General features: G+C 70.0%; 29 protein-coding genes and 1 riboswitch. Of the genes, 12 read left to right on the top strand and 17 right to left on the bottom strand.

The genetic code is table 11. The features are described 5' to 3' along the window. Nucleotides 1-17: 17 nt before the first annotated feature. Nucleotides 18-1,076: a DUF4349 domain-containing protein gene (locus tag ACFY3D_RS09925; protein ID WP_389977170.1), complete on the bottom strand. Its 1,059-nt coding sequence runs from the start codon at nucleotides 1,074-1,076 to the stop codon at nucleotides 18-20. Between the two features lie 154 nt (nucleotides 1,077-1,230). Here ACFY3D_RS09925 and hemG point away from each other — a divergent pair, with 154 nt between their 5' ends. The 3 genes from hemG (at nucleotide 1,231) to ACFY3D_RS09910 (ending at nucleotide 4,265) form a co-directional block, all read left to right on the top strand. Beyond that, nucleotides 1,231-2,673 carry a protoporphyrinogen oxidase gene (hemG, locus tag ACFY3D_RS09920; protein WP_389977167.1) on the top strand — a complete coding sequence of 481 codons (1,443 nt, stop codon included), beginning with the start codon at nucleotides 1,231-1,233 and terminating at the stop codon, nucleotides 2,671-2,673. 2 nt (nucleotides 2,674-2,675) lie between these two features. After that, entirely contained in the window at nucleotides 2,676-3,377 is a 702-nt protein-coding gene (gene hemQ, locus ACFY3D_RS09915; protein WP_350946701.1) for a hydrogen peroxide-dependent heme synthase, read from the top strand. Nucleotides 3,378-3,692: 315 nt separating this feature from the next. Next, entirely contained in the window at nucleotides 3,693-4,265 is a 573-nt protein-coding gene (locus ACFY3D_RS09910) for a hypothetical protein (protein WP_389977163.1), read from the top strand. On the opposite strand, the gene ACFY3D_RS09905 is transcribed toward ACFY3D_RS09910, so the two are convergent. Together ACFY3D_RS09905 and msrB are read right to left on the bottom strand one after the other, a co-directional pair. Then, a complete protein-coding gene (locus ACFY3D_RS09905; protein WP_350946703.1) occupies nucleotides 4,247-4,381 on the bottom strand; it encodes a hypothetical protein in 135 nt (44 codons plus the stop codon). The genes ACFY3D_RS09910 and ACFY3D_RS09905 overlap by 19 nt on opposite strands. A 175-nt stretch (nucleotides 4,382-4,556) precedes the next feature. Then, complete coding sequence (gene msrB, locus ACFY3D_RS09900; protein WP_350946704.1) at nucleotides 4,557-4,958, bottom strand: peptide-methionine (R)-S-oxide reductase MsrB; 402 nt, start codon at nucleotides 4,956-4,958, stop codon at nucleotides 4,557-4,559. 519 nt (nucleotides 4,959-5,477) lie between these two features. Here msrB and ACFY3D_RS09895 point away from each other — a divergent pair. Both ACFY3D_RS09895 and ACFY3D_RS09890 read left to right on the top strand, forming a co-directional pair. After that, the gene (locus ACFY3D_RS09895) at nucleotides 5,478-5,966 is read left to right on the top strand and encodes an NUDIX domain-containing protein (protein ID WP_389977160.1); all 489 of its coding nucleotides are present in this window, start codon (nucleotides 5,478-5,480) and stop codon (nucleotides 5,964-5,966) included. Between the two features lie 153 nt (nucleotides 5,967-6,119). Beyond that, nucleotides 6,120-6,572, top strand: coding sequence for a YbaB/EbfC family nucleoid-associated protein (locus tag ACFY3D_RS09890; RefSeq protein ID WP_350946706.1), 453 nt, complete (start codon nucleotides 6,120-6,122; stop codon nucleotides 6,570-6,572). Between the two features lie 166 nt (nucleotides 6,573-6,738). On the opposite strand, the gene ACFY3D_RS09885 is transcribed toward ACFY3D_RS09890, so the two are convergent. The 4 genes from ACFY3D_RS09885 to ACFY3D_RS09870 form a co-directional block, all read right to left on the bottom strand. Further along, nucleotides 6,739-7,548: a hypothetical protein gene (locus ACFY3D_RS09885; protein WP_389977157.1), complete on the bottom strand. Its 810-nt coding sequence runs from the start codon at nucleotides 7,546-7,548 to the stop codon at nucleotides 6,739-6,741. A gap of 16 nt (nucleotides 7,549-7,564) precedes the next feature. Continuing rightward, the gene (locus ACFY3D_RS09880; RefSeq protein ID WP_350946708.1) at nucleotides 7,565-7,954 is read right to left on the bottom strand and encodes a hypothetical protein; all 390 of its coding nucleotides are present in this window, start codon (nucleotides 7,952-7,954) and stop codon (nucleotides 7,565-7,567) included. A gap of 214 nt (nucleotides 7,955-8,168) precedes the next feature. Beyond that, nucleotides 8,169-8,537 carry a hypothetical protein gene (locus tag ACFY3D_RS09875; protein WP_362900199.1) on the bottom strand — a complete coding sequence of 123 codons (369 nt, stop codon included), beginning with the start codon at nucleotides 8,535-8,537 and terminating at the stop codon, nucleotides 8,169-8,171. 178 nt (nucleotides 8,538-8,715) lie between these two features. Continuing rightward, the gene (locus ACFY3D_RS09870; protein WP_389977154.1) at nucleotides 8,716-9,456 is read right to left on the bottom strand and encodes a pyrimidine reductase family protein; all 741 of its coding nucleotides are present in this window, start codon (nucleotides 9,454-9,456) and stop codon (nucleotides 8,716-8,718) included. Nucleotides 9,457-9,583: 127 nt separating this feature from the next. Between ACFY3D_RS09870 and ACFY3D_RS09865 the strand changes: the two genes are divergently transcribed. Continuing rightward, nucleotides 9,584-9,988 (top strand): hypothetical protein, encoded by a 405-nt coding sequence (locus tag ACFY3D_RS09865; RefSeq protein ID WP_389977152.1) that lies wholly within the window; start codon nucleotides 9,584-9,586, stop codon nucleotides 9,986-9,988. Nucleotides 9,989-10,094: 106 nt separating this feature from the next. On the opposite strand, the gene glgX is transcribed toward ACFY3D_RS09865, so the two are convergent. The 4 genes from glgX to ACFY3D_RS09845 form a co-directional block, all read right to left on the bottom strand. Next, nucleotides 10,095-12,215 carry a glycogen debranching protein GlgX gene (gene glgX / locus ACFY3D_RS09860; protein WP_389977149.1) on the bottom strand — a complete coding sequence of 707 codons (2,121 nt, stop codon included), beginning with the start codon at nucleotides 12,213-12,215 and terminating at the stop codon, nucleotides 10,095-10,097. Between the two features lie 339 nt (nucleotides 12,216-12,554). Continuing rightward, nucleotides 12,555-12,983, bottom strand: a complete 429-nt coding sequence (locus tag ACFY3D_RS09855) for an OsmC family protein (protein ID WP_329083919.1) — start codon at nucleotides 12,981-12,983, stop codon at nucleotides 12,555-12,557. A gap of 106 nt (nucleotides 12,984-13,089) precedes the next feature. Further along, a complete protein-coding gene (locus ACFY3D_RS09850; RefSeq protein WP_389977146.1) occupies nucleotides 13,090-14,709 on the bottom strand; it encodes an isovaleryl-CoA dehydrogenase in 1,620 nt (539 codons plus the stop codon). A gap of 281 nt (nucleotides 14,710-14,990) precedes the next feature. Then, nucleotides 14,991-16,448 carry an ankyrin repeat domain-containing protein gene (locus ACFY3D_RS09845; RefSeq protein ID WP_389977143.1) on the bottom strand — a complete coding sequence of 486 codons (1,458 nt, stop codon included), beginning with the start codon at nucleotides 16,446-16,448 and terminating at the stop codon, nucleotides 14,991-14,993. Nucleotides 16,449-16,612: 164 nt separating this feature from the next. On the opposite strand from ACFY3D_RS09845, the gene ACFY3D_RS09840 reads away from it, so the two are divergent. The 3 genes from ACFY3D_RS09840 to ACFY3D_RS09830 all read left to right on the top strand — a co-directional run bounded on the left by ACFY3D_RS09840 (nucleotide 16,613) and on the right by ACFY3D_RS09830 (nucleotide 18,726). Continuing rightward, nucleotides 16,613-17,353, top strand: a complete 741-nt coding sequence (locus ACFY3D_RS09840) for a DUF1707 domain-containing protein (RefSeq protein WP_389977140.1) — start codon at nucleotides 16,613-16,615, stop codon at nucleotides 17,351-17,353. Nucleotides 17,354-17,462: 109 nt separating this feature from the next. Further along, nucleotides 17,463-17,960 carry a SigE family RNA polymerase sigma factor gene (locus ACFY3D_RS09835; RefSeq protein ID WP_389977136.1) on the top strand — a complete coding sequence of 166 codons (498 nt, stop codon included), beginning with the start codon at nucleotides 17,463-17,465 and terminating at the stop codon, nucleotides 17,958-17,960. Nucleotide 17,961: 1 nt separating this feature from the next. Further along, the gene (locus ACFY3D_RS09830) at nucleotides 17,962-18,726 is read left to right on the top strand and encodes a hypothetical protein (RefSeq protein ID WP_389977133.1); all 765 of its coding nucleotides are present in this window, start codon (nucleotides 17,962-17,964) and stop codon (nucleotides 18,724-18,726) included. A gap of 28 nt (nucleotides 18,727-18,754) precedes the next feature. On the opposite strand, the gene ACFY3D_RS09825 is transcribed toward ACFY3D_RS09830, so the two are convergent. The 6 genes from ACFY3D_RS09825 to ACFY3D_RS09800 form a co-directional block, all read right to left on the bottom strand. Further along, on the bottom strand, nucleotides 18,755-19,516 hold the full coding sequence (locus tag ACFY3D_RS09825; RefSeq protein WP_389977130.1) for a sirohydrochlorin chelatase: 762 nt from the start codon (nucleotides 19,514-19,516) through the stop codon (nucleotides 18,755-18,757). After that, a complete protein-coding gene (locus ACFY3D_RS09820) occupies nucleotides 19,513-20,241 on the bottom strand; it encodes a phosphoadenylyl-sulfate reductase (protein ID WP_350946719.1) in 729 nt (242 codons plus the stop codon). The genes ACFY3D_RS09825 and ACFY3D_RS09820 overlap by 4 nt, the downstream gene beginning before the upstream one ends. Further along, a complete protein-coding gene (locus ACFY3D_RS09815) occupies nucleotides 20,238-20,414 on the bottom strand; it encodes a hypothetical protein (RefSeq protein WP_362900185.1) in 177 nt (58 codons plus the stop codon). The genes ACFY3D_RS09820 and ACFY3D_RS09815 overlap by 4 nt, the downstream gene beginning before the upstream one ends. After that, nucleotides 20,411-20,554 carry a hypothetical protein gene (locus tag ACFY3D_RS09810; protein ID WP_012893136.1) on the bottom strand — a complete coding sequence of 48 codons (144 nt, stop codon included), beginning with the start codon at nucleotides 20,552-20,554 and terminating at the stop codon, nucleotides 20,411-20,413. The genes ACFY3D_RS09815 and ACFY3D_RS09810 overlap by 4 nt, the downstream gene beginning before the upstream one ends. A gap of 49 nt (nucleotides 20,555-20,603) precedes the next feature. Then, on the bottom strand, nucleotides 20,604-22,286 hold the full coding sequence (locus tag ACFY3D_RS09805) for a nitrite/sulfite reductase (protein ID WP_350946721.1): 1,683 nt from the start codon (nucleotides 22,284-22,286) through the stop codon (nucleotides 20,604-20,606). 148 nt (nucleotides 22,287-22,434) lie between these two features. Then, the gene (locus ACFY3D_RS09800) at nucleotides 22,435-22,518 is read right to left on the bottom strand and encodes a putative leader peptide (RefSeq protein ID WP_350917820.1); all 84 of its coding nucleotides are present in this window, start codon (nucleotides 22,516-22,518) and stop codon (nucleotides 22,435-22,437) included. 486 nt (nucleotides 22,519-23,004) lie between these two features. Here ACFY3D_RS09800 and ACFY3D_RS09795 point away from each other — a divergent pair, with 486 nt between their 5' ends. The 3 genes from ACFY3D_RS09795 to glyA all read left to right on the top strand — a co-directional run bounded on the left by ACFY3D_RS09795 (nucleotide 23,005) and on the right by glyA (nucleotide 25,888). After that, complete coding sequence (locus tag ACFY3D_RS09795) at nucleotides 23,005-23,403, top strand: YccF domain-containing protein (protein WP_350946724.1); 399 nt, start codon at nucleotides 23,005-23,007, stop codon at nucleotides 23,401-23,403. Nucleotides 23,404-23,496: 93 nt separating this feature from the next. After that, on the top strand, nucleotides 23,497-24,507 hold the full coding sequence (locus tag ACFY3D_RS09790) for a YihY/virulence factor BrkB family protein (protein ID WP_389977127.1): 1,011 nt from the start codon (nucleotides 23,497-23,499) through the stop codon (nucleotides 24,505-24,507). A 13-nt stretch (nucleotides 24,508-24,520) separates the two neighbouring features. Continuing rightward, nucleotides 24,521-24,599: riboswitch (ZMP/ZTP riboswitch) on the top strand. 32 nt (nucleotides 24,600-24,631) lie between these two features. Next, nucleotides 24,632-25,888 carry a serine hydroxymethyltransferase gene (gene glyA, locus ACFY3D_RS09785; protein ID WP_389977124.1) on the top strand — a complete coding sequence of 419 codons (1,257 nt, stop codon included), beginning with the start codon at nucleotides 24,632-24,634 and terminating at the stop codon, nucleotides 25,886-25,888. Nucleotides 25,889-26,007 lie beyond the last annotated feature (119 nt).

The following is a 26,007-nucleotide window of genomic DNA, read 5'->3' as shown; positions in this document are numbered from 1 at the left end:
GATCACGCCTCGGGCGTTCACCCGGGGGCGCCTCCCCGCCCCGGGCTCATGGGAACCGGTCCTCCGCCCCCGCTCTCCTTCGCGTCCTCGCCGTCCTCCGTCTCGTCCTCGTCGTAGCGGTCCGGCTCGGGGTCCGCGGGCGCGGGGCCGAGTGGCCCGTCGCCACGTCCTGAGCGCCGCCCGCGGCGCAGGAGGGCCACCGCGAGCCAGACCAGGCCGATGAGGACGAGCCAGGGGAGCAGTACGCCCAGGAGCGTCAGGCCGACCTTGACGGCGGTGACGAAGGCGCTCCACCCCGTCCGCAGGCCGCCGAGGAAACCGGACGGCTCGTCCTCCTCCTGCGGAACCACCGTCGCGGGGCCGACCAGGTTCAGCGTCAGCGTCGCCACGCTCGTCTGTGAGGCGAGGGTCTTCTGCCTCGCCTGCAGGGACTCCAGCTCGCTCTCGCGGTTGGAGACCTCCCGCTCCACCTCGAGCACCTCGCCGATGGTGTTGGCCCGCTTCAGCAGTGTGCGCAGCGAGTCGAGCGCGGCCTTCGCCGACTTCAGCCGGCTCTCCACGTCGGCCACCTGCTCGGTGACGTCCTCGGTGTTCTGCTGCAGTGACTCGCGGGTGCCCAGATCCTTGCCCAGCCGGTCGAGCGCGCCGGGATAGTTCCCCGGCGGGATCTTGAAGACCAGCGTCGCGGAGCCCTCGCCGCCGGAGTGGGCGTCCGACCTCTCCATGGCCAGGTAACCGCCCGCGGCGGTGACGATCTGCCGTGCCCGCTCGGCGGCGGCGGTGACGTCCTTGGCCCTGACCGTCATCTCCGCCGTGTAGATGATCGCCCTGTCCTGTGGGACCACCTTCACCTGGGCGGTCTTCTGTGCCTCGTTCTTCGGGGCGGTGTCCCTGCCCGAGGCGTCCTGCGGGGCCGCCTCGCCGACCTGGACGTCCCCCCGCGCACCGGAGCCGGCGGCGGGTGCCGCGGCGTCGGACGCGCTCTGCGACTCGCCCCCTCCTCCGCAGGCGGACACCAACAGCGCCAGGACCACCAGGGGAGCGGCCAGGCGCGGACCACACCGGATTCTGCTCACTGATCTCATGAACCTCCTGACGCCCGGCGCGGTGAGGCGGTTCGACGCGGGCAGTCACGATGGCGTCACGTTCTTCACGCCGCCGGGTCACGGAGGTACCGGGGGCGTGAGCGGGATACGCGGGCGCGGGGAGGGGGCGATACGGTCGGGAGTCATGGAAGGCAAGCGGAGGCATGTGGTGGTCGTCGGCGGCGGGATCGCCGGGCTGGCCGCCGCGTGGCACCTGCGAGGGCGCGGCGAGCACCTCAGGGTGACCGTTCTCGACGGCGCCTCGCGGATCGGCGGCAAGCTGCACGCCACCGAGGTGGCGGGAGTCATGATGGACGCGGGTGCCGAGGCGATGCTCGCCCGGCGGCCCGAGGGCAAGGAGCTGGCCAGGCTGGCCGGGCTGGGCGACGAGCTGATGTCTCCCGGCACCGTCAAGGCGGGCATCCTGACCAGGGGTTCGCTGCGGCCCATGCCGGAGGGACACGTCATGGGCGTTCCCTCCGACGTCCTTGCGCTGGCCAGGTCGGGCGTGCTGAGCCCGGCGGGCCTGGCCCGGGTGCCCCTGGACCACATCCTTCCGGCCACGCGCGTCACCACCGACGTGTCGGTGGCGGCCTACATCCGGGCCAGGATGGGCGAGGAGGTGGTCGACCGGCTCGTCGAACCGTTGCTCGGCGGCGTCTACGCGGGCAGGGCCGAGCGGCTGTCGCTGGATGCGACCATGCCGAGGATCGCGATCGCGGCCAGGTCGGAGCGGTCGCTGCTCGCCGCGACCAGGGAGATCGTCGCCGACACCCCCAAGGACGCCGGCCCCGTCTTCACCACCCTGAGGCGAGGAATGGGCAGCCTGCCCGAGGTCGTCGCCGCCGCCTCGGAGGCCGAGATCAGGACCGGCGTCACGGTCAGGGAGCTGCGTCGGACCGAGGACGGCTGGCTGCTGGTCACCGGACCCGTCCCCGCCCCGGAGACCGTCGAGGCCGACGCGGTGATCATCGCCGTTCCCGCCCCCGCGGCGAGCCGTCTGCTCGCCGGGGAGGTGCCCCGGGCCGCCGCGGAGCTGGCCAGGATCGAGTACGCCAGTATGGCCATCGTCACCCTCGCCTACCCGCGCGAGGCGTTCCCCGCCCCGCCGACCGGCAGCGGCTACCTGGTCCCGGCCGTCGACGGGCGGCCGATCAAGGCCGCCACGTTCAGCTCGGTCAAGTGGCCGCACCTGGCCGAGAACGACCCCGGCCTGGTCCTGCTGCGCTGCTCGATCGGCAGGATCGGCGAGGAGGGCGTGCTGCAGCGCGACGACGCGGAGCTGGTCGCATTGACGATCGCCGAGATGGTCGAGGTGATGGGCGTGCGCGGGCTGCCCCGCGACTCGCGGGTGACCCGGTGGGGAGGGTCTCTGCCGCAGTACGAGGTGGGCCACCTCGACCGGGTGGCCCGCATCCGGTCGGCCGCGGCCGACCAGCCCGGCCTGGCCCTGTGCGGTGCCGCCTACGACGGTCTCGGCATTCCCGCCTGCGTCGCCACCGCCCGTACCGCGGCGGCCCGGATTCTCGACCACCTCGATCCCGCGAGAGAATGGCGGGACAGTACCGATTCGTTGACAAAGGGGTGACGATGACGGACGCCAACCCGCGCCCCAAGGCGCGCGACCTGAACCAGGTGATCCGCTACACGATGTGGTCGGTCTTCAGGATGAAGGAGCGCTGTCCGGGCCACCGGGAGGGCATGGCCGCCGAGGTCGAGGAGCTCATGGCCCAGATGGGCCGCAAGGACGTGGTCACCCGCGGTCTGTACGACGTGTCGGGTTTCCGCGCCGACGCCGACTTCATGTTCTGGTGGCACGCCCCGACGGCGGAGGACCTGCAGGAGACCTACTCGCGCTTCCGCCGCACCGGCCTGGGACAGCTGGCCGAGCCGGTCTGGTCGGCCATGGCGCTGCACCGACCGGCCGAGTTCAACAAGTCACACATCCCGGCCTTCCTGGCCGAGGAGGAGCCGCGGGCGTACGTGAGCGTCTACCCGTTCGTGCGTTCCCTGGAGTGGTATCTCCTGGACGACGCCGACCGCCGCCGGATGCTCGCCGAGCACGGCAGGATGGCCCGCGACTACCCCGACGTGCGGGCCAACACCGTCGCCTGCTTCTCGCTGAACGACTACGAGTGGATGCTGGCCTTCGAGGCCGACGAGTTGCACCGCATCGTCGACCTGATGCGCGTCCTGCGGGGCGCCGAGGCCCGGCGGCACACCCGCGAGGAGACGCCCTTCTACACGGGGGTCCGCAAGCCGCCGAGCGAGCTGATCGCGGCGCTGCCGTAGCCTCCGCGCGTTCCTTCGCCGCGGGGCTTCGGCCCGGCGGCGAAGGGGAGGCGCGGCCGGGCACACTCCGTGAACCTCTCGAAACCCGTGAGGTTCGGGAGTTTCGTGAGGTGAAGGAAGTGTCTCCTGTGACGGCCCGGCGGAAAATAATCCGCTGAAGGTCTCTTTACCGTCCCTTGGCTTTGTCATACTCGGGGAAAATCACCCGTCTATGTGAGGCCGAAGGTGAAAAGGGGCGAAGATCTGGCACGATCCAGGCGACGTGCTCGGGGGCGCCGGAGAAAGAAGTCTCGCTCACCCGTTCTCGAAGTCTCGGTGGCCGTCACCGCCTTCGCCGTGGGGGCCCTCGCGGTGAGCGGGTGGTTTTCCGGTGATCAGGCCTCGGCGGGCGGGATGACCCCGGCGCCGGTGCCGAGCGCCGTTCCCCGCGCCGCCGCACCGCCGCAGTCCCCCGTGTCGGGCGCGGTGGTGGCCGCCGAGGTGGACGGGAAGGGGGCGAAGAGCGAGGAGGAGACCGCGAAACGGTCCAAGGCCGAGAAGAAGCGCCAGAAAGACAGGGAGACCGAGGCCTCGGGGCCGTCCAAGCACACCGACAAGAAGGCGGTGGCCTACTTCGAGAGCCGTAAGGCGACCAAGCGGGTCAAGGACATCCGCATGGTCGGAGGCTATCTGCGGATATACACGGACCTGCCGGAGAGCGCGAGTAACTCGAAGCAGGCGATCAAGCTCTGTGAGGCGGGGGTCGACTATCTCGTCGGAGAGCTTGGCGTGCCCAGCCCCGTGGTCTTCGTCCAGGCGGAATTCGGGGAGAACGGCAACCCGGTCCTGGCCAACGTCCTCGGCCCCGACGACCCCGACTGCCGCCTCACCTATCCGAGTCCGCGATAGTCGACGCGGCGCGCCACCGGGGCCACCCGGACCCGGGTTTTGCCGCAGATCGAGCAGCGCTGGGTGACCACCCGGCCGATGGTCTCGATGATCTCCCATTTGTGGCGGAGATGCACGAGGACTCCTTAGACGATCACAATAAGCGAAACCGTGAATACCGTGGGTCGTCTCGCTCTGCCCCTCCTGACGGCTCGTTAACCTTCCGGGCGGAGCGACATGACTGTCCGAACGCGTTGAAGGCCCCACCGGAGGTGCGCTCCGGCGAGGCCTTCACGGGTGTGAGCCGGTAGCTTACTCGACGGGCTCCAGCCTCAGCGAGACGGAGTTGATGCAGTATCGGTCGTCGGTGGGGGTGCCGTAACCCTCGCCGTGGAACACGTGGCCCAGATGCGAGTCGCAGGTCGCGCACCTGACCTCGACGCGGGTCATGCCCATCGAGCGGTCCTCGATCAGGGTCACCGCCTCGGACTTCGACGGCTCGTAGAAGCTCGGCCAGCCGCAGTGGCTGTCGAATTTGGTATCGGACCTGAACAGTTCGGCGCCGCAGGCGCGGCAGCTGTAGACACCCACCGTCTTGGTGTCGACGTACTCCCCGGTGAAGGCGCGCTCGGTCCCCGCCTGGCGGAGCACGCGGAACTCCTCGGGAGAGAGCTGGACGCGCCACTCGGCGTCGCTCTTTACCACCTTGTCCATTCCACCAGCCTATGCGGTCTCCGGGGTGGGCGGAGGGAGGAGATCCGGGGACGGGGGGCGATCGGAGGGGGGTGTGTCCGGGAGGCCGCCCGCGTGTTGTGCGCGCCCGGAAAAATCTTGAAGGGCGAAGCACCCTTTTATGGCCGTTTTGGCGTCTTTAGAGATGTGGAGGGTGTTTCACCTTCCCGCTGAGGGGGGAGATCATCTGCCGGCCGTTCCACGCTCTGCGGATCGGCCATGATGCCACCGTCCGGGCGGCGCGCCAGCGTCCGGACGTCGGTGGGTACGACAGATGATCATACTGGTCCGTCCCGTCGAGTGCCCGGTCCCGCCGCCGTGGCGGCTCCGGGGCGGACCACCCGTTTCGCCCGTCGTTCCCGGCTCGCTGCCTTTAGGTGCGCTTCCGAGGGGGACCCGGTGACTCCCGGTCTCGTGGTGTGCTCCGAGTGCCGGTTGACCTACGGTTGTCCCTGACCGGCGGGCGACCGCCCGTACCTCCCCTGCCCAGGACGGACTCCCTTGAGCGACCGCGACAACAGCACGGCACCCGTCGACCCCCGCCAGGCGGGCCGCTCCCACATCGGGGTCAGCTGCAGCTTCGTCTGCCACGACGGCGAGGGCCGCGTCCTTCTTCACCTGCGCGGCCCCAAGGCGAGAGACAGCCGCGAGCTGTGGGACTCCGGGGCGGGCGAACTCGGTTTCGGCGAGGACTTCGAGGAGTGTGTGCGGCGCGAGGTGGGGGAGGAGTTCGGCGCCACCGCCCTGGAGCTGGTCCAGGTGGGGGTGGCCAACGTGAGGCGGACCTCGCCAGACGTGCCGACCCACTGGGTGTCCGTCCAGTTCGCGGTTCTGGTCGACCCGCGCGAGGTCACGCCGTCGGAGCCGGACCGCATCGGGAACCTGACCTGGTTCGGCGAGGACGAACTGCCGACCGGCCTTCACCCCGCGCTGCCGGGACTGCTCGCCCGCGTGGCACCCCACATCGGCTGGTCGGCCGCGCGCGCCTGAACGGCGCCCCCTGGAGAGCGCCGAGCCTGTTCGGGCCCGTCGTCGGGTGACTTCCTTGAGGTGGATGGTGGCTGTTTACCCGCGTTATCGCCATATAGGGCATTAGAGTGCGTATGGCATTTTTGATCTTGACTCGTTTCCTGGAGGATTCGGATGACCACGGCTGACGGCCGCTTCGGGCGGACGGGTAATCCTGAGGTGGACCAGCTGGCGGAGGGGTTCGACAAGCTCTCGGCGCGCTACGAGCGGATGCGTGAGGAGCTGACCGAGATGCGGGCCCACGGCGAGGCGGCCGACGGGCTGGTGAAGGTGGAGGTCGCTCCCGGCGGGGCACTGCTGGGCGTCGACATCAATCCCAGGGCGATGAGACTTGGCTCGGAGGCGCTGGGAGAGGCGATCATGGAGGCCGTGGGGGAGGCCTCGAAGATGGCGGCCGCCCGGATGGACGAGGTGCTGGCGCCCCTGCTCGGCGGCATGACGGGGTTCAGTGAGGCGCTGCAGGGACGGATGCCCACCCTGGACCCGGAAGGGGGCCTCTCCGCGGACCCACGGGTCGCCGAGGCGCTGCGGAACCTCCGGGAGATGCGCGACAAGTACCAGGTCTGAGGCGGCTCCCGCACCGGGACCACGGTGACGCCGACGTGCACGCGATGCGCGACGAGGGCTCCGGCGCCGGGTCGCGTCCGTGTCGGCGCGCGCCGGGTACGAGATCCGACGCGGTCGCACACGACGCGGGGCGGGGACACGTCATACCCCCGCCCCGCGTGCGCGATCAGGTGTAGGACCAGCCTTCCCCCGGCGATCTGGTCGCGCTCTTGCGCACGATGTCGTCGAAGTCCGTCCTGCCGTCCGTGCCGTCACTGTCGAGGTTGGCCTGCGGCAGGGGGAACTGGTTGTCCGCGCCCATCAGTGCCGTCAGGTTGCCCAGGCTGAAGATGACGGCCGCCGTCGCGCCGACGACCGCGTTGACCGTCGTGCCCATCAGCAGGAGCCCGGACGACTCCTGAGTGGCCTTGGCTATCGCCACCAACGTGGCGCCCTGCGCGGCGACCGGCGGCACGGCCGAGGCCATCATCTGCTTGCCGATCAGCTCGACGATCTCCGAGGCGATGATGATGCCCAGGAGGCCGTCGACGATCGTTCCGGCGTTGTTGACGATCTTATGGATCTCCGACTGGGCGCCCTGCACCGCGGTGGCCATCTGCGACGCGGCCGTCTCCAGCTGCTGGACCTCCTGGAAGACGATCGACATGAACCTGTCGAAGGCCTTGCGGTCCTCGCCCTCGGGCCAGGCTGCCTGAACCGCCTTGACCTCGTTGTCCCACTCCCTCGTCCGCAGGTGCAGGAGTTTCAGGTTGACCGTACGCCAGTCGTTGAACGCCTCGGTGATCGCCTGGTCGTCCCCCGGCTGGGCGAGCAGCCATACGGCCGCCGCGCCCGCCGCGGGCTTGGCCAGTGTCCCGGCCAGCTGGATCTTCGCCAGGGTGGCGGCCCACGCGGGGCCGTAGGTGCCCAGGAGCTTCATCCCGCCGATGGTGGCGACCCCGGCCACGGCACCGGTGAAAGCCTCTTCGCCCGCCATGGAGCCTCCTTCCCGTTCAGTCGGTGGGCCCCAGGGCCTTGCCCTTCGTCGCCCTTTCGAGGTCGGCCACGTCCAGCGCGATCTTGCCCTGGAGGTCGGCCGTCTTCAGCGTGTCCTGTGCGCGAATGGCGGTCGCCAGTTCGGCCTCCCGGTAGTGGTGCACCACGCTGAGCAGTCCCGCGTTGATGCCGTCGAGGCATTTGACGAAGTCGGCGGCCTGCTTGGCCTGGTACTCACGGGACGGTGTGTAGTTGTTGGCCACCGTGACCGCGCCGATGGCGCCCCACTGGTAGGCGCTGAGCCGTGTGTTCTCGGCCAGGGTGCTGACCTGCTCCGCGATCGGCCGGAAGACCCTGATCAGGTTCTGGGTGGCGGCCTTGAGGGCCTCTGTGTTGACGTCGACCACTGTGCGTCGGCCTCCTGGATGTCACGCGTGCCGCACCCCCGTGGCGCGACTCCTGGTTTCCTGTCTATGAACGAGGAGTAAATCAGGAGAATCAACAACATCACAGGTATCTCTCGATCTTTGTGACAAAGATCAAAAAGCCCGGCGGGTCGAGCGGGCTCGACCCGCCGGGCGCGGGAAAGCGGCGGGAGTGCGGCCGGAACGGGGGCGAGGGTCAGCCTCGGCGTCGCCGGGCGGCGGCGAACGTCACGTTCACGCCGATGATCCCGACCCACATGAGCGCCAGGATGAACATGAGGACTGATTCGCTCAGGCCGGTGTAGGACACCGCGACCGTCCCCGGCACCCCGAGCCCGAGGGAGATGATCGCCAGGGCGAGCCGCTGCCCGGCGTCCAGGGACGGGCGGACCCCGGGGCTCTCCCTGCGCGCCTGGGCGAGCCGGTCGTCCACCCGTTTGTCGATCTCCTGGTCCATCTTCTCCAGGAAGCCCTCGACGAGGGAGTCTTCGTATTCCGGCCCCAGATGCCTGCGGGCCTCGAGCGAGGCGCGCAGGTCGTCGTCGGAGGAAGGGGTTCGTGGCATATTCGAGATATATCGTTTCTGTGCGGGGAAGTCCAGGCGAATGCCGGTCCGGCCTCGCGGAATCCTCGGCGAGGTCACGGGACCCCTTGAGTCCTCGATGCCCCCAGCGTGCTCGGCGTGCTCGGCGTCCTCTGTATCCTCGACGTCCCTGAGCCCTCGGCGCGGTGGGGGGCGGGCTTCAGACGGTCTCGGTCTCCTCGTCACGTCGCCGGACGTAGCGGGTGAAGAGGAACCCCTCGTCCTCCAGGACGTGGGCGAGGCGCAGGCGAGCGAGCGAGGACGGGCCGTCGAGGACCCTGGCGGCGTCTCCGCCGATCAGTATCGGGCTCACCGTGAGACAGAGTTCGTCGACCAGGTCCGCGGCGGCGAACTGGGCGTTCACCGTCGGGCCGCCTTCGCACAGCATCCGGCCCAGGCCGCGTTCGGCGAGTTCCCTCACCGCCAGCGCCGGATCCACCCGCTCGCCCCCGGCCACGATCACGTCGGCGTTCCTGGCGGCCTCCTCGCGGCGTTCCCTGGGAGCCGCCTCACAGGTGACGACGATCGTTCGCGCCTCGGGGTCCGCGTCGGTGAACAGCGGGCCCGACAGGTCGAGATCGAGCCCGCGGGTGATCACCGCCACCGGCGGGACGGCGGGGCGTCCCTCGCGCAGCCCGTGCCACGACGGCCTGGCCCGTACCGGGCCGTACCCCTCGGCCCGTACGGTCGCCGCCCCGGCCACGACGACGTCGGCCAGCCCGCGCAGCACCCAGAAGACCTGGCGGTCGCCCCTGCCGGACAGTTCGCCGGACAAACCCTTCAGCCAGGTCCCGCCGTCGGCGCTGGCGACCATGTTGATCCTGAGGCACGGGGCGTCCGGATAGGCGTAGACCCGCGCGAGATCGACCTCGGCGGAGGTCTCGGGATGGATGAGGCGCATGGCCCTACCTTCGCATGGAGGCGAGCTGTGAACTTTCCCGGAATGGTCGATAACGGTTGGGGTGGCTTGTAGTGACTTCGGATGACTCCCGATACATGATTCATCCTTGAAGAGACGGGAGGGTCGTGTGAGGCTTGTCACGATCGTGACATGGTTGATCACCGCGATGGCCGGGATCTACCTGCTGTACCTGTGGCTCTCCGGGGGAGGGCTACGTCAGCAGGCGACCAAGGTGACTCGCTTTCCGACGTTATTGATCTTCGCTCATCCGGTCCTGGCGATCTCCGCCCTGGCCTGCTGGGTCGTCCACGTGGTCACCTTGGACCCGCTCTTCGCCTGGCTGTCGTTCGGCGTGCTCTCGGCCTCCGCGCTGCTGGGCTTCACCATGTTCACCCGCTGGCTGGGCGCCGGCCGCCACGCCCGCGGCGCCGAGCAGCGCTTTCCCGTGGTCGCCGTCCTGCTGCACGGCGCCGTGGGAGTGGTGACGTTCGTGCTCGTCCTGCTCACCGCCGCGGTCGCGTCCGGTGCCTGAGAGTCCGGCGCTTGAGGGTTCAGGGGGTTGAGAGTCCGATGTCGGGGGGCGTCCGGCGTCTGAGAGCCGTCCCTCCTGTTCGTCGCCCGAGGGGCGTACGGGATCCCTACAGGCGCGCGCAGCGCAGGATCCGCACCGAGCGCCCGGTCACCTCCACCGAGGCCTCGGCCGGCCAGGACCCCTCGGAGAAGGGGAACGCCTCAGGACCGTCGTCCGCGGTGTCCAGCACGTGCTGCCATCGCTTGCCGTACTTCGCCTCGGGGAGGCTGAAGGCCATGTTCTCGTGGTGGGCGTTGATCAGGAGCAGGAACGAGTCGTCCACGATCCGCTCGCCTCGCGTGTCCGGTTCGGTGATGGCGTCGCCGTTCAGAAAGACGGTGAGCGACTTGGCGTAACCGGTGTGCCAGTCACCGGCCGACATCTCCACCCCGGCCGGAGTGAGCCAGACGATGTCGCGGGTCCCGTCGTCGGCCTTGTGGCCGTGGAAGAAACGCCGCCGCTGGAAGACGGGATGCTCTCGCCGCAGTTTGGACAGGCTCCTGACGAAGTCGAGGAGGTCTCCCTCGCTTCCGGCCAGCGACCAGTCGATCCAGGAGACCTCGTTGTCCTGGCAGTAGGCGTTGTTGTTGCCGTGCTGGGTCCTGCCGAACTCGTCGCCGGCCGGCAGCATCGGCACGCCCTGGGAGACGAACAGGGTGACCAGGAAGTTGCGGCGCTGGCGCCGGCGCAGGTTCACGATCTCCGGGTCCTCCACCGGGCCCTCGGCCCCGCAGTTCCACGACCGGTTGTCGTCGGTGCCGTCGCGGTTGTTCTCCAGGTTGGCCTCGTTGTGCTTGTGGTCGTAGGAGACCAGGTCGGTCAGGGTGAACCCGTCGTGGCAGGTGACGAAGTTGATGGAGGCCACCGGGCGGCGCCCCGAGATGGCGTAGAGGTCGGCGGACCCGGTCAGCCGGGAGGCGAACTCGGGCAGCGCGGACCCGCTCCCGCGCCAGAAGTCGCGCACGCTGTCGCGGTACTTGCCGTTCCACTCCATCCACAGCGGCGGGAAGTTGCCCACCTGGTAACCGCCCGGCCCCACGTCCCACGGTTCGGCGATCAGCTTCACCTGGGAGATCACCGGATCCTGCTGGATCAGGTCGAAGAAGGCGCTCAGCCGGTCGACGTCGTGCAGCTCGCGGGCGAGGGCGGAGGCCAGGTCGAACCGGAAGCCGTCCACGTGCATCTCCAGCACCCAGTAGCGCAGCGAGTCCATGATCAGCTGGAGGGCGTGCGGAGAGCGGACGTTGAGGGAGTTCCCACAGCCGGTGTAGTCGAGGTAGTAGCGCCGGTCGCCGTCGTGCAGGCGGTAGTACGACCGGTTGTCGATGCCGCGGAAACCCAGCGTGGGGCCCATGTGATCACCCTCGGCGGTGTGGTTGTAGACCACGTCGAGGATGACCTCGATGCCCGCCTCGTGCAGCGCCCGCACCATCGCCTTGAACTCCAGCACCTGCTCACCGCGCTGGCCCGAGCCGGAGTAGGCGGCGTGCGGGGCCAGGTAGGCGATCGTGTTGTAACCCCAGTAGTTGGTCAGCCCTCTGGCGACCATCGCGTGCTCGGGGACGTACTGGTGCACCGGCATCAGCTCCACCGCGGTGACGCCCAGGCTCAGCAGATGGTCGATGACCGCCGGGTGGGCCAGTCCCGCGTAGGTGCCGCGCTGCTCCTCGGGCACCGCGGGGTGGCGCATCGTGAGCCCGCGCACGTGCGCCTCGTAGATCACGGTCTGGTGGTACGGGGTCCGGGGCGACCTGTCGTTGCCCCACTCGAAGAACGGGTTGATCACCACGTTCTTCGGCATGAAGGGGGCGGTGTCCTCGTCGTTGCGGTTTCCCGGATCGGTGAACTGGTACGAGAACATCGCCTCGTTCCACTTCACGTCGCCCTCGACGGCCTTGGCGTAGGGATCGAGGAGCAGTTTGGAAGGGTTGCACCGGTGCCCCTGGTCGGGGTTGTAGGGGCCGTGGACCCGGTAGCCGTACCGTTGCCCCGGCATGATCCCCGGGACGTAGCCGTGCCAGACGAATCCGTCGACCTCGGTCAGCTCGACGCGCTCCTCGCGGTCGTCGTCTCCGAAAAGGCAGAGCTCGACACGCTCCGCTACCTCGGAGAACAGTGAGAAGTTGGCACCCACGCCATCCCAGGTGGCGCCGAGCGGATAAGACTCTCCCGGCCAGACTGCGCGCATGTGACCCTATTCTCCTCTGGTAAGGCTCCCCTGTGCAGGGTGTTCTCGCCTCTGTCACTTTAGGGTGGTATCGAGGAGTTTCGTATCCAGGGTTTGGCGTGCTTTCCGTACCTGCCGTTTCCGTGCATGCCCTGTGACCACGCGTGTCCGGCGAGGACACGCGTGGCCGCGAAGATGTCGTGCTCGGCCCGCCGTCGACCACCCAGGGTGACCGGTTCGAGGCGGTTGCCCGCTGAAGGAGGTCCGGCCGGGTGAGTGCCCGGCCGGAGCGGTTCGGTCCCCGGTCAGCCCGATCGCGCGCCTACGGCCCCGATCGGCGGCGTGCGTGTACGGCCGTGATCAGCTCAGCAGTTCGGCGTTGAGACTGATCGTCGTGCCCGAGAGGGCCTTGCTCACCGGGCAGTTGGCCTTGGCCGTCTCGGCCGCCTCCTGGAACTGCTCGGCCGTGAGGCCGGGAACCTGGGCGCGGACCGAGATGACGATCCCGGTGATGCCCTCACCCGGCTGGAAGGTCACGTCGGCCTTCGTCTCCACGGTCTGGGGCGGGGTGCCCGCCTGGGCCAGCCCGTGGGAGAGGGCCATCGAGAAGCACGAGGAGTGGGCGGCCGCGATGAGCTCCTCGGGAGAGGTCTTGCCATTGGCCTGCTCGGCGCGCGAGGGCCAGGACACGTCGAACGTGCCCACCCCGGAGGAGTCGAGGGAGACGCTGCCGGAACCGTCGAGCAGCGCGCCCTTCCACTGGGTCGTCGCGGTACGTGTCGTCGCCATGGCGATTATCCTTTCGATCATGAACCGTTGGCCATGACCGACCCTACTCGGCGCCGGTGCCCGGCTGTGTCCGGGGCGCGCCCTGGACACAGCCGGGCACCGAAGGTCAGAAGGAGGCGCGGTCGAGAAGGACGTCCAGATCCAGACCGGCGGGCAGGGTGCCGAAGGCGCGGCCGGTGTCCCCGGCCAGGCGGGAGACGCAGAAGGCGTCGGCGACGGCCGCGGGGGCGAGCCGCACGAGCAGGGAGCCCTGCAGCACCAGCGCCATGTCCTCGGCGACGCGCCGGGCGCGGACCTCGAAGTCGGTGGTGTCGTCCAAAGACTTGCGCAGGCGGTCGGCGGCGGCGTCCAGGTGCCGGTCGGCACCGGCGGCGAGCGCGACCTCGGCGAAGAACACCTCCCGCGCCTCGGGCTCGCGGCCCAGGGCGCGCAGCACGTCGAGCGCCGCGACGTTCCCCGATCCCTCCCAGATGCCGTTCAGCGGCGATTCACGAAACAGCCTGGGCATCTGCGACTCCTCGACGTAGCCGTTTCCTCCCAGGCACTCCAGCGCCTCCGCCGCGTGCGCCGGAGCGCGCTTGCAGATCCAGTACTTGCTCACGGCCAGCGCGGTGCGGCGCAACGCGGCCTCGGCCTGGTCGCCGGCGATGGCCCGGTCGGTGGCTCCGGCCAGCCGCGTCATCAGGACGGTCGCCGCCTCCGACTCCAGGGCGAGCTCGGCCAGGACGTTGCGCATCAGCGGCTGGTCGGCGAGCTTCCTGCCGAACGCCCCGCGGTGCCGGGTGTGGTGGACGGCCTGCGTGACGCCGTACCGCATGCCGGCCGCCGAGCCGATCACGCAGTCCAGCCGGGTCATGTTGACCATCTCCAGGATGGTCCGCACTCCGCGTCCCTCCTCGCCCACCAGATGGGCCGTCGCGCCGTGGTACTCCACCTCGGCGCTGGCGTTGGACCTGTTGCCCAGCTTGTCCTTCAGCCGCATCAGGTGGACGGCGTTGCGGGTGCCGTCGGGAAGGACGCGGGGGAGCAGGAAGCACGACAGTCCGCCGGGGGCCTGGGCGAGGACGAGGAACACGTCGCACATCGGGGCGGAGTTGAACCACTTGTGCCCGGTCAGGGCGTAGCTCCCGTCGCCCAGCGGTTCGGCGCGGGTGGTGCCCGCGCGAACGTCGGAGCCGCCCTGCTTCTCGGTCATCGCCATTCCCGCGAGCACGCCGCGCTTGCCGAGCGGCGGGCGCAGCCCGAAGTCGTAGCTCCGCGAGGCCAGCAGGGGCTCCCAGTCGGCGGCGAGCGCCGGGCTGTGCCGCAGCGCGGCGATCGAGGCGTAGGTCATCGAGATCGGGCAGCCGTGTCCGGCCTCGACCTGGCTCCAGACGTAGAACTTGGCGGCGCGGGCCACGTGCGCGCCCGGTCTGGCGCTCGCCCACGGGGTGGCGTGCATGCCGTTGTCGACGGCGACGGTCATCAGCTCGTGCCAGGCGGGATGGAACTCCACCTCGTCGATCCGCCTCCCGTAGCGGTCGTGGGTGCGCAGGACGGGCGGGTGCTCGTTCGCGAGCCTTCCCCACTCCTGGGCCTGTTCCGAACCGGCGAGAAGACCGAGCCGGTGCAGTTCCCCGGTGGCCCATCCCGCCCCCTCGCGTTCCACGCCGTCCATCAGGGCGGCGTCGGCGGACACGTCGTGTCCGGTGAGCGGGTGAGCCTGGTTGAAGACGTCATGGGTCACGTGCGGCCTCCGGTAACTCATTCGGCTCGTCGCCGGGTTCTGCGCCTATCTCAACATCCTGCCGAGGGAAAGTTGCCCTTTATTGGGCGCTATATCCGATTTACGTCCGCTGTTGGACACCGGCTTCCGGAAGTTCACCCCGCCGTACGCGTACGGCGCGGACCGCGCGGATACGCGTACGGACCACTGTCGGCCACGCGGGAGGATCCGCGCTCGTCCCGACGACGCCGGGACGAGGCGAGAGCGGGCGCGGACCGCCGGGTGAGGCCCCCGCCCGCGCGTCAGGGATTCTTGACCAGGTCGCGGACGTAGTCGTCGTCCTCGTCGCTCTCCGCGAGCACGCGCTCCGCGCCCCGCTGGGCTCGCGCGTCCCCCCGGGTGGCGAGGCCGCGCGTGGCCTCGGCGACCGTGTTCAGGTCCTCGTCGTCGAGCCTGGCGGCGAGCGCGTCGCGGATCCGCTCGGTGTCCTTGGGGTCCTCCGTCAGGCCCGCCAGGCCCATGGTGGCCCAGTCGCGCACCTCGGCGTCGGGGTCCTCGGTCATGGAGATGAGCAGCGCGAGCCCTTCGGCGTGACCCGGGGGCAGGACGGCGGCGAGCGCGGCGGGATCGGCCTGGGTGCGGGTCCAGCCGTCGGCGGTGACGATCTCCAGCACCTCGGGCAGGGCACGCGGGTCGGCGTGGTGACCGAGCGCGCCGAGCACCGAACGCAGCACCCGCTCGTCGCCCTCGGTGGCCGCCATCCGTCGCAGGATCGGCAGCGACTCCTCCAGGAACGGCTTCTCGTTCTCGGTGAAGCCGAGCTGGGCGAGCACGTCGACGGCGAACTCCCGCTTGCGCGGATCCTCGTTCGAGCACAGCCGCGCCGCCGCGTCGAAGGTCTCACCGTCGTCGCGCCTGCTCAGCGAGCTCGCCACGGTCCACCAGGTCTCGGCCTCCTCGTCGATGTCCCGGTAGGGCATCGCCCGCTCGACCAGCTCGTCGAACGGCAGCCGCTCGCCCGTGGCGTCCTCCAGCAGGGTGGCGACGGCCGCGTGCCCGCGCTGGCAGGTGAGTTCGGCGACGCGGGTCCCGTCGGGTCCCACCGCCGCGACGGTCACCAGGTCGGTGCCGTCCTTCGCCCTGCTGCGGCCCACGACGAACTGCGAGCCCTCGGGGGCCTGCTCGGTGAGCTGCTCGAGAAGCGCGCTCTCCAGCTGGGTGCCCAGCCAGTCGTAGGCGATGGACAGCGGTGTGTCGCCGTCGCCGTCGGGCCGGTCGGCCTCGGCGCCGGCCTGCAGCAGCGTCTGTACGACGCCCAGGGCGCCGCGCCGGGTGGCCAGGGTGAGCGGGGTGTCGCCGCCCTCGTTGGCGTCCTCGGGGTTCGCTCCTGCGGCGAGCAGCGCGCCGACCGCGTCCGCCCGCCCGTTGGCGGCCGCCCAGAGCAGAGCGGTCCATCCGCCGGCCTCCCGCCCGGACACGTCGGCACCGGCGGCGAGCAGCGCCCGCAGGACCTCGACATGGTCCCAGGAGGAGGCCACGCACAGGGGCAGTCCCTCGTCCTCGCCGCCACTGATCCGGTTGGGGTCGGCTCCGTGGGCCAGCAGCGCGCGCACGATGTCCACGCGGCCCTGGTTCGATGCCAGGTAAAGGGCGGTGGGCTCTTCCGTGCCGTCGGGGTCGGCGCTCGTGCCGTTCCGCAGCAGCCGCTCGGCCCGCTCGGCGTCGTTGGCCGCCACCGCGTCCAGGAGTTCTCGGTACATGCCTCCGGATCATATGGCGTGCCTCCCCGGCGCGGCCGTACGCCGGTCCCGCGCCCCTGGTGGGGAGGCGTCATCCGATCTGATTAGCGAGTTTCCTCCCTCGGGGGGATCCGCACGCCGGAGCAACTCGCGATATGTTGTGAGTTATGAATAATCCCGGGGAAATGCGGGTCTCGGACGCGGAGCGGGAAGCCGCCGTCGAGTGGTTGCGGGTCGCCTCCGTCGAGGGCCGTCTCACCCTCGGGGAGCTGACCGAGCGTACCGAGGCGGCCTACACCGCCGTCACCCAGGCCGAGCTGGCGGTGATCACCTCCGACCTGCCCGGCGGTCGCCCGGTGCCCGCTCCCGCCTATCCTCAGCCCTCGTCGGGGGAGGGCGGCTCGGTGCGGCGCTGGTTCGTGGCGGTGATGAGCAGCTCCAAGCGGCGCGGCACCTGGCGGATCGACAAGCCACTCGGCGCCGTCGCCGTGATGGGCGACGTGCTGCTCGACCTGCGCCAGGCGGAGGTGCGCACGGGGGTGGTCGACATCGCGGCCACCGCGATCATGGGTGACGTGAAGATCATCGTCCCGGACGGGGTGGACGTCGAGATCGACGGCATCGCCATCATGGGGGACAAGAAGGTCCAGGTCATCGAGGCACCCCCGGGCACGAACGCGCCGCTCGTCCGGGTCGTGGCCTACGCCTTCATGGGAAGCGTCAAGGTGGTCGGGGACTCCAAGGCCAAGCCACTCAAGAAGGCGATGGCGGCCTGGCGCAAGCAGTGGGAGGAGATGCGCGCCGAACTCACCGGCGAGTACGGCCACCACAGAGCAGGGCCCGGCCCCCACCAGATCCACCCCTCCAACGAGGAGCGTCCGAGGCCCCCCTGGCCCCCGGCGCCACCCCGGCTTCCCGACCTCTGAGGGGCCGCCTCACCTCTCGCTCCCTGGGGCGACTTCGGAGCACGTGCAACATCCCGGGATCCCCGGGGCGTAGTGATCGGTGACATACACCGACAGTGAGGATCCCCCGATGCGAGATCGGGCTGACTTCGAGCACTACGTGGAGCAGCGCTCGGCGCGCCTGTTACGGGCCGCCCACCTGTTGTGCCGCGACTGGGGCACGGCGGAGGACCTGGTACAGACGGCCCTGGCCAAGGCATGGCTCGCCTGGCGGAGGGTGGGTGACGATCCGGACCCGTACGTCTACCGCATCCTGGTCAACACCCACGCCACCTGGTGGCGCCGCAGATGGCGCGGAGAGCTGCCGAGCGCGGTCCTTCCCGAGATGCCGGACGGCGACACGATGGACGCGGTGGCCGGCCGGGAGGCGGTCCGGCAGGTTCTTGCCGGGCTTCCCGGCAGGCAGCGGGCCGTGATCGTCCTGCGTTACTTCGCGGACCTGCCCGACCAGCGGATCGCCGAGATCCTCGGTTGCTCGGTGGCGACCGTACGAAGCCAGGCCAGCAGAGCACTGCGCAAGCTGCGCGTCGATTCCGCGGCCGTCGCCGCGATCACCACGGGGGGCTGAGATGACGATCACCGAATCCGAGTTGCGCGAGATCCTGAACGAGGACGAGGACGAGGGGCACAACAGGGGCGTGACCGTCGCCGGTGTCCACCGGCGCGCCCGCGTGATCAGGCGCCGCCGTCGTTGGACGGCGGGCGGTGCGGTAGCGGCCGTCATCGTCGCCGTGGTGGCCCTCAGCACCCCTGCGGGCGGCGTCGCCGACGACCTCGGCATCTGGACCGGAGTCATGGCCCGGCCGTCCCCCACAGTCCCGACGACGTCACAGCCGCTGGGCGAACTGTACTCCGGGGACGAGGTCGCGAGCGGCGACTACAGGACCGGCGGGACACGCGAGGAACTCCGGGTCGGGTCCGGGAGCAGGCCATTGGGGGTGACCATCCGCTGCTCCGGGCCGATGCGACGAGTGATCGTCTGGATCGGCGACGGCCCTCCCCAGTTGCACCTGTGCGGAAGCGGCCCCGACGGATACACCACGGAGATCTTCAGGCAGGTCGCGGGCGTCAGTGTGATCCCGGGCGAGAATCGTCCGGCCGGGGGACAGGTCGTGTCCGCGGCCGTACTGCCCGGCGAGGCCAAGGGGGAGACCCCCTTCGAGGGCTGGGAGGAGGAACTCGCCGCGGCGCGCCCCTTCCCCTTCCGGTGGTCGCTCACGGTGCGGGAGATGATCCCCCCGGTCTGCCGGGACAACGTACGCCAGGTGGATCCGCGCACCGGGGAGATGGTCCGCCTGAGCTGCGATGGCAAGAACACGGCACCCCCCGGATAAGCCCCGGAGGTTCCTAGGGGGGCCGGGCTCAGGCGGTGGCGAGGGCGGGGTGCCGGTGGGTGGCGAGTTCGTAGCGTTCGAGCAGCACCGCGGCGACCTCGGGGGCGGCGCCCAGCACGTCGGCGACGGCGTCGGCGCCCGCCGCCAGGGTCTCGCGGCGGATCCTGTCGGCGAAGTGGCCGGGGGCGAGCAGGTAGGGGGCGACCACGATCCGCGAGGCGCCCGAGCGCCGCAGGCGCAGCACGGCCTCCTCGGGGGTGGGGCCGGCGGCCGAGGCGTAGGCGGCCGTCACCGACCGCCAGCCGCGTAGCCTCGCCCAGTCTCCGGCGATCCCGGCGACCGTCGCGTTGGCCCGCCGGTCGCTGGAACCGGCCGAGACCAGCACCACGGCGGTGCCGGACTCGCCCGGCTCCACGCCGGCCTCGGCCAGGCGCCGCTCCAGCGCGGAGACGAGCAGCGGGTGCGGGCCGAGCGTGGCGCCCGCGTGCACGCGCAGCAGGGGCCTGCGCGCCGTCGCCTCGGCCAGCGCGCCGGGGATGTCGACCCGGCTGTGGTAGGCCTCGGTGAGCAGCAGCGGCAGCACCGCCGCCTCGGTGAGCCCCGACAGCGCCATGGGAAGCGTCGGGGAGGCGTGGTCGAGGTAGGCGGTGCGTACGAGGAGCTCGGGCCGCGCGTCCCGTACCAGGTCGAGCAGGGCCTCCACCGTCGCGGCGGCGCGCGGGTCACGGGACCCGTGCGCCACCGCGACCAGCGGTGTCCCGAGAGCGGCGCCGGTGGCACGCCAGGTCATACGTGGAGCCCGCACTCGGTCTTGCCCATGCCCGCCCAGCGACCGCTGCGCGGGTCCTCTCCCGGGGCGACCTGGCGGGTGCAGGGGGCGCAGCCGATCGAGGGGTAGTCGTCGTAGTGCAGCGGGTTGATCAGCACCCCGTTGTCGGCCATGTAGTTGTCGACGTCGTCCTGCGTCCACCGGGCGATCGGGTTGATCTTGACCATCTGGCGCTTGGCGTCCCACTCGACGACCTTGACGCCGGCGCGGGTGACGGCCTCGTCGCGGCGGATGCCGGAGACCCAGGCGAGATACGGCTCCAGGGCGCGGTTCAGCGGCTCGACCTTGCGCAGGTAGCAGCACAGGTCGGGGTTGCGCCCGAACAGGCGCGGGCCCAGGTCGCGCTCCTGCTCCGCCACCGTACGGGACGGCTTCACGTCGATCACGTTCACGTCGTAGACCTGCCGGACGGCGTCACGGGTGCCGATCGTCTCGGCGAAGTGGTATCCGGTGTCGATGAACAGCACGTCCACGCCGGGCTTGACCCGGCTGACCAGGTCGATCAGCAGGGCGTCGCTCATGGAGGCGGTCAGGCAGAGCCGGTCGCCGAAGGTCGCCGCCGCCCAGCGGATGATCTCAAGGGCCGAGGCGTCCTCAAGGAACCGCGCGGCCGACTCGACGATCTCCTGCAGGTCGAGGGTCCCGCGCTGCTGACGTAACCCGACTTCGATGTCCACCAGTGTCATCGCTCGCTCATCCAATCCTCGTTCGCCGCGCGGGCAGGTCGTGCCTCGCGGGCCGTCGCGCTCGTCGTCGTGCCGGAACTCACCGTGCGGGCCGTGCCGGTCGCGGTGACCTCTCCGGTCGGAGAGGTCGGCGCGGCCGGCACGTTCGCCGCGTCGGATTCGCCGTGCGTCACGAGCGCACCCCGATTCCGAGAAACTTCAGCTTGAAGGCGCGCACGCACGACCGGCAGTACCAGCCGCCGTCGCCCTCGTAGGGCTCCAGGTCTTCCTCACCGCAGTACGGGCAGTGGAAGGGAACGGCTCGCTCGCTCATCCGCTCCTCCTCGTCCCGCCCGTTACCGAAAGGACGGCGTGTCGGCCGTTCACTTCAGGTCCGCGTCGTCGGCGCGCTGCACCCAGTCGGAGAAGGTCTCGTTCTCGTCCTTCTGCTTCTCGAAGTTGCGGAGCACGCGCTCCACGTAGTCGGGAAGCTCCTCGGAGGTGGCCTTCAGGCCGCGGACCTTGCGGCCGAAGCCGGGGTTGACGCCCAGCGAGCCGCCCAGGTGGATCTGGAAGCCCTCGACCTGCTCGCCCTTGTCGTTCACGACGAGCTGGCCCTTGAGGCCGATGTCGGCGACCTGGATGCGGGCGCAGGAGTTGGGGCAGCCGTTGACGTTGATGGTGAGCGGGCTCTTGAAGTCGGGCAGCCGCTGCTCCAGCTCGTCGATCAGGTTGGCCGCGGTGACCTTGGTCTCGACGATGGCGAGCTTGCAGAACTCGATCCCGGTGCACGCCATGGTCTGGCGGCGGAAGGTGGAGGGGTTGACCTGCAGGTCGCCCGCCTCCAGCTCGGCGACGAGGCTGTCGACCCTGTCGGGTGCCACGTCGAGGATGACCATCTTCTGCTCGACCGTGGTGTGCACCCGGTCGGAACCGTGCCGCTCGGCGATGTCGGCGATGAGGTTCAGCTTGTCGCCGTCGAGGCGGCCGACCTTCGGGGCGAAGCCGACGTAGAAGTTGCCGTCCTTCTGCGGGAAGACGCCCACGTGGTCCCGGCGGCCGCCGCGCGGCTGCTCGGGCGCGGGGCCGTCGGGCAGGACGTATCCCAGGTATTCCTTCTCCAGGACGTCGCGGAACTTCTCCGGGCCCCAGTCGTTGATCAGGAACTTGATCCTGGCCCGGTGGCGCAGGCGGCGGTAGCCGTAGTCGCGGAAGATGCCGATCACGCCACCGTAGGCGGGGGCGACCTGGTCCGGGGTGAGGAAGACGCCCAGCCGCTTGCCCAGCATCGGGTTGGTGGACAGGCCGCCGCCCACCCACAGGTCGAAGCCGCGCTCGCCGTTCTCGTTCACCACGCCCACGAACGCCACGTCGTTGATCTCGTGCACGGTGCAGTGCGCCGGGCACCCGCTCACCGCGGACTTGAACTTGCGCGGCAGGTTGGAGTAGGCGGGGTCGCCGATGTAGGTGTCGTGGATCTCCTGGATCTGCGCGGAACCGTCGATGACCTCGTCGGTGTCGATCCCGGCCAGCGGGCAGCCCAGGATGACGCGCGGGGTGTCGCCACAGGCCTCCGTGGTGGACAGGCCCACCGACTCCAGACGCTCCCAGATGTCGGGAACGGCCTCGATCTCGATCCAGTGCAGCTGGATGTTCTGCCGGTCGGTGACGTCGGCGGTGCCCCTGCCGTAGAGGTTGGAGATGTCGGCGATGACGCGCAGCTGGGCCAGGTTGAGCCGGCCGCCGTCGATCCTGACCCGGAGCATGAAGTAGCGGTCGTCGAGCTCCTCCGGCTCCAGGATCGCGGTCTTGCCGCCGTCGATCCCGGGCTTGCGCTGGGTGTAGAGCCCGAACCAGCGCATCCGGCCGCGCAGGTCGGAGGGGTCGATGGAGTCGAAGCCGCGCTTGGAGTAGACGTCGATGATCCGCTGACGGACGTTGAGCCCGTCGTCGTTCTTCTTGTTCTCCTCGTTCTTGTTCAGCGGCTCGCGGTAACCGAGAGCCCACTGACCTTCGCCGCGCGGGCGCTTGTGATGTCGGTTCGCCGACCGGGCTGGGGTCGTCATGCGCGCGTCCTTTTTGTGGCTCGATGGAATGATTTCCGGACGCGCACAGGCGGCACCTCCCGCCTCATCGTCGAGTGCGGGGGTCGATTACTCAGAAGAGGACGCCTGTTACGCGGCCGAGCTGGGTGAAATCAGCAGGGGGCGACTGTTAACGGACGTCACAACAGATGGCGCTGCGGACACGCAGGAGGTCGACGTGGCGTCGCACGACGAGCAAGGGGTCCGCTGGCATGCCTACGACGATACCTTGGGCGCGGTGGATGTCCAATGTGGGGTCCACCATCTGGACGCGAACGTGGTATCGGGAGTCGCGCGGGGAGCGGGGGCAGCCGCCCGTCGAGACCCTGCCACCCGCCGGGCGGCAGGATCTCGACGGGAGTGGCGGGGCCGGGGGTTCGGATCAGCCCTGGCGAAGCCAGTCGAGTGCCGACTCCCGAGGCTCGTGGGCAGGCTGGTGCTGGCAGTCGCACCACGAGCCTCCCCGGCACTCGTCGTGCCGCCGCTCTTTGCAGTCCTCGCAGATCATGGCTCCATTCTCCGCCCTTTCCGGCCGGGGCATCGCTCGGCTCCTCCCTCGGACCTGAGCCGCGATCGACAGGGACTTCACCGGAGCGTCGCGGTGAAACGGGCGCCCCACTCGGGTCGGGGTCCGGATCAGGGGTGTTCCAGGGAGACGCCGGATGGAGCAGGCGCCCTTTCACCTGACATGCTCGTAAATATGCGGACACTGTTGAACGTCATTTGGTTGGTCTTCGCGGGGATCTGGCTGGCGATCGGCTACGTACTCGCGGGAATCGTGTGCTGTGTCCTGATCATCACGATCCCGTTCGGCATCGCGTCGTTCCGGATCGCCGCCTACGCGCTGTGGCCCTTCGGCAGGACCGTGGTGCGCGACCCCGACGCGGGCGCGCTGTCGACCATCGGCAACGTGATCTGGTTCGTCGTGGCCGGCGTCTGGCTCGCGATCGGGCACCTGCTGACCTCGATCCCACTCTTCCTGTCGATCATCGGCATCCCGATGGGCCTGGCCAACCTGAAGCTGATCCCGGTCTCCCTGCTGCCGCTGGGCGCGCGCATCGTCGACGTCGACGACGCCGAGGCGTTCTACCGCAGGTAGGTTTCGCCGCGGGCACCGAGGGCGGGCGGGCGAGATTCGATCGTTGCCCGCCTGACTCGTGATCAAGAGCGGCTAGGAATACCGTTGTGTGGCATGACGTCCACTGATGCCCCGGCCCATCGGCCCGGGCCCGAGCGGCGCCCCCCGCGCGGGCCCGGGGTGCGGTTGCGCGCCGGCGTCGCGTGGCTCCGCAGGGACGTCTGGGGCAGGCTGCGGGCGCTGCTCTCGTGGATCCGCGGCACCGACGTGTGGACCCTGATCGTCGCGACCACGAACGCGGGCGTCACCTACCGCGTCACCGGCCTGGCGGGTGAGGCGGCCTTCTTCGCGCTGCTGTCACTCCCGCCGTTCATGCTCGGCCTGATCGGCATGCTCGGCCAGTTGACCCGCGTGTTCGGCCCCGAGACGGTCAAGAACGTCAGCGACTGGATCGACGAGCAGGCCCACCTGCTGTTCACCGACAACGCCGTGGACACCGTCGTCACCCCCCTCATCGAGGACGTGCTGAAACCCGAGAACCAGGTCTCGCTGATCTCCCTGGGCTTCCTGCTCGCGCTCTGGTCGGGCTCGCGGGCGCTGTTCGTCTACGTCGACCTGATCTCGGTCGCCTACGGCCTCGGCGAGGAGCGCGGCATCATCCGCACCCGCCTGATGTCCTTCGGGTTCTACCTGGCCGGTCTGCTGATCGGCCTCGTGGTGATGCCGGTGCTCGTCCTCGGCCCGGCCGCGCTGCGCGGGGCCCTGCCGGCCGACTACACCGTGCTGGTCGACATCCTCTACTGGCCGGTGGTGGTCATCGGCTCGGTGATCTTCCTCACCCTGCTCTACCACGTGAGCGTGCCCGTACGCACGCGCTGGTGGCGCGAGCTCCCGGGCGCGATGCTCGCCCTCGTCATCTGGATCGCCTGCGCCGCCGTGCTGCGCGCGGTCCTCGCCGCCTGGTTCTCGCCCGTCTCCATCTACGGCTCGCTCGCCGCCCCCATCGCCGTGCTCTTGTGGCTCTACATCACCGCGCTGGCCGTGCTCATCGGCGCCACGCTCAACGCCGAGGTCGACCGGCTCTGGCCTGTCGAGGGCGCAGGTCGCGCCGGGCGCGTGGCTTAGTCCGCTATCGTCTAAGCCGCGACTGGCGCATAAGGTGGGAGAGACCACCGGGGAGCGAAAGGGCGAGGAGGCCGAGCGCCTGGGTCTTCGCGCGATGTCGACGACGACAGGGGAGTGAAGGCGCATGAGCGCTCTTTCCAGCGTGGATCCGCAGATCGCCGAGCTCATCAAGGCCGAGGAGCGGCGGCAGTCCGACACCGTCAAGTTGATCGCCTCGGAGAACTACGTCTCCAAGGCCGTCCTCGAGGCCACCGGCACCGTCCTGACCAACAAGTACTCCGAGGGCTACGCCGGCAAGCGTTACTACGAGGGCCAGCAGGTCATCGACCAGATCGAGACCCTCGCCATCGACAGGGCCAAGGCCCTGTTCGGCGTGAACCACGCCAATGTGCAGCCCTACTCGGGCTCACCCGCCAACCTCGCCATCTACCTGGCCTTCCTGAAGCCGGGTGAGACCGTGATGGGCATGGGCCTGCCGTTCGGCGGCCACCTGACCCACGGCTGGTCGGTCTCGGCCACCGGCAAGTGGTTCAACCCGGTCCGCTACGGCGTGCGGCAGGACACCGGCCGCGTCGACATGGACGAGGTGCGCGAGATCGCCCTGCGCGAGCGCCCCAAGCTGATCTTCTGCGGTGGCACCGCGGTGCCGCGCACGATCGACTTCCCGGCCTTCGCCGAGATCGCCCGCGAGGTCGGGGCGGTGCTCGCCGCCGACATCGCGCACATCGCGGGCCTGGTGGCTGGCGGCGCACACCCGTCGCCCGTGGGCCACGCGGACGTCATCTCCACCACCACCCACAAGACCCTGCGCGGTCCCCGGGGCGCCATGCTCATGGCCACCTCCGACGAGCACGCCACCGCACTCAACAAGGCCGTCTTCCCCGGCCTGCAGGGCGGCCCGCACAACCACACCACCGCGGCCATCGCGGTGGCGCTCAAGGAGGCGTCGACCGACGAGTTCAGGGACTACGCCCGCCAGGTGGTCATGAACGCGCGGGCGCTGGCCGAGGAGCTCCTGGCCCGGGGCTTCGACCTGGTCTCCGGCGGCACCGACAACCACCTCATTCTCTTTGACCTCACTCCCAAGGGCATCGGCGGCAAGCCCGCCGCCCAGGCCCTCGACAAGGCCGGGCTGGAGACCAACTACAACAGCGTGCCCTTCGACACGCGCAAGCCGTTCGACCCCTCGGGCATCCGCATCGGCACCGCGGGCGTGACCAGCCGGGGCATGGGCGTCGCCGAGATGCGGCAGATCGGCGCCTGGATCGACCAGGTCGTCACCGCCCTGGCCAAGGACGAGGACGAGGCCAAGCACGTCATCACCCGGGTCCACGGAGAGGTCAGGGAGCTCACCTCCCACTTCCCCGCCCCCGGTCTGTGATCTCCTCCCCGGAGGGCGGGCCGCGATCGGGGTGATTCTCCACTCCGATCGGGGCCCCGCCCTCCGGGGGATCTCCACCGGTTCGCGGCGCACCGGGCGACGTCCGGGCCGGTTGGAGT

This window comes from Streptosporangium sp. NPDC000509 (assembly GCF_042898365.1).
Taxonomy (GTDB): domain Bacteria; phylum Actinomycetota; class Actinomycetes; order Streptosporangiales; family Streptosporangiaceae; genus Streptosporangium.
The sequence above is the reverse complement of the archived record's forward strand: the minus strand, read 5'-3'. Positions and strand labels throughout refer to the sequence as shown.

Coding starts and splice junctions, on each gene's coding strand:
- hemQ (WP_350946701.1), top strand. CDS start 2,676: ATGACGGACGCCAACCCGCGCCCCAAGGCGCGCGACCTGAACCAGGTG.
- msrB (WP_350946704.1), bottom strand. CDS start 4,958: ATGGACAAGGTGGTAAAGAGCGACGCCGAGTGGCGCGTCCAGCTCTCT.
- ACFY3D_RS09840 (WP_389977140.1), top strand. CDS start 16,613: ATGCGGGTCTCGGACGCGGAGCGGGAAGCCGCCGTCGAGTGGTTGCGG.
- ACFY3D_RS09800 (WP_350917820.1), bottom strand. CDS start 22,518: ATGCCAGCGGACCCCTTGCTCGTCGTGCGACGCCACGTCGACCTCCTG.
- ACFY3D_RS09830 (WP_389977133.1), top strand. CDS start 17,962: ATGACGATCACCGAATCCGAGTTGCGCGAGATCCTGAACGAGGACGAG.
- glgX (WP_389977149.1), bottom strand. CDS start 12,215: ATGCGCGCAGTCTGGCCGGGAGAGTCTTATCCGCTCGGCGCCACCTGG.
- ACFY3D_RS09810 (WP_012893136.1), bottom strand. CDS start 20,554: ATGAGCGAGCGAGCCGTTCCCTTCCACTGCCCGTACTGCGGTGAGGAA.
- ACFY3D_RS09855 (WP_329083919.1), bottom strand. CDS start 12,983: ATGGCGACGACACGTACCGCGACGACCCAGTGGAAGGGCGCGCTGCTC.
- hemG (WP_389977167.1), top strand. CDS start 1,231: ATGGAAGGCAAGCGGAGGCATGTGGTGGTCGTCGGCGGCGGGATCGCC.
- ACFY3D_RS09875 (WP_362900199.1), bottom strand. CDS start 8,537: ATGCCACGAACCCCTTCCTCCGACGACGACCTGCGCGCCTCGCTCGAG.
- ACFY3D_RS09870 (WP_389977154.1), bottom strand. CDS start 9,456: ATGCGCCTCATCCATCCCGAGACCTCCGCCGAGGTCGATCTCGCGCGG.
- ACFY3D_RS09845 (WP_389977143.1), bottom strand. CDS start 16,448: ATGTACCGAGAACTCCTGGACGCGGTGGCGGCCAACGACGCCGAGCGG.
- ACFY3D_RS09835 (WP_389977136.1), top strand. CDS start 17,463: ATGCGAGATCGGGCTGACTTCGAGCACTACGTGGAGCAGCGCTCGGCG.
- ACFY3D_RS09790 (WP_389977127.1), top strand. CDS start 23,497: ATGACGTCCACTGATGCCCCGGCCCATCGGCCCGGGCCCGAGCGGCGC.
- ACFY3D_RS09795 (WP_350946724.1), top strand. CDS start 23,005: ATGCGGACACTGTTGAACGTCATTTGGTTGGTCTTCGCGGGGATCTGG.
- ACFY3D_RS09805 (WP_350946721.1), bottom strand. CDS start 22,286: ATGACGACCCCAGCCCGGTCGGCGAACCGACATCACAAGCGCCCGCGC.
- glyA (WP_389977124.1), top strand. CDS start 24,632: ATGAGCGCTCTTTCCAGCGTGGATCCGCAGATCGCCGAGCTCATCAAG.
- ACFY3D_RS09885 (WP_389977157.1), bottom strand. CDS start 7,548: ATGGCGGGCGAAGAGGCTTTCACCGGTGCCGTGGCCGGGGTCGCCACC.
- ACFY3D_RS09890 (WP_350946706.1), top strand. CDS start 6,120: ATGACCACGGCTGACGGCCGCTTCGGGCGGACGGGTAATCCTGAGGTG.
- ACFY3D_RS09820 (WP_350946719.1), bottom strand. CDS start 20,241: ATGACACTGGTGGACATCGAAGTCGGGTTACGTCAGCAGCGCGGGACC.
- ACFY3D_RS09825 (WP_389977130.1), bottom strand. CDS start 19,516: ATGACCTGGCGTGCCACCGGCGCCGCTCTCGGGACACCGCTGGTCGCG.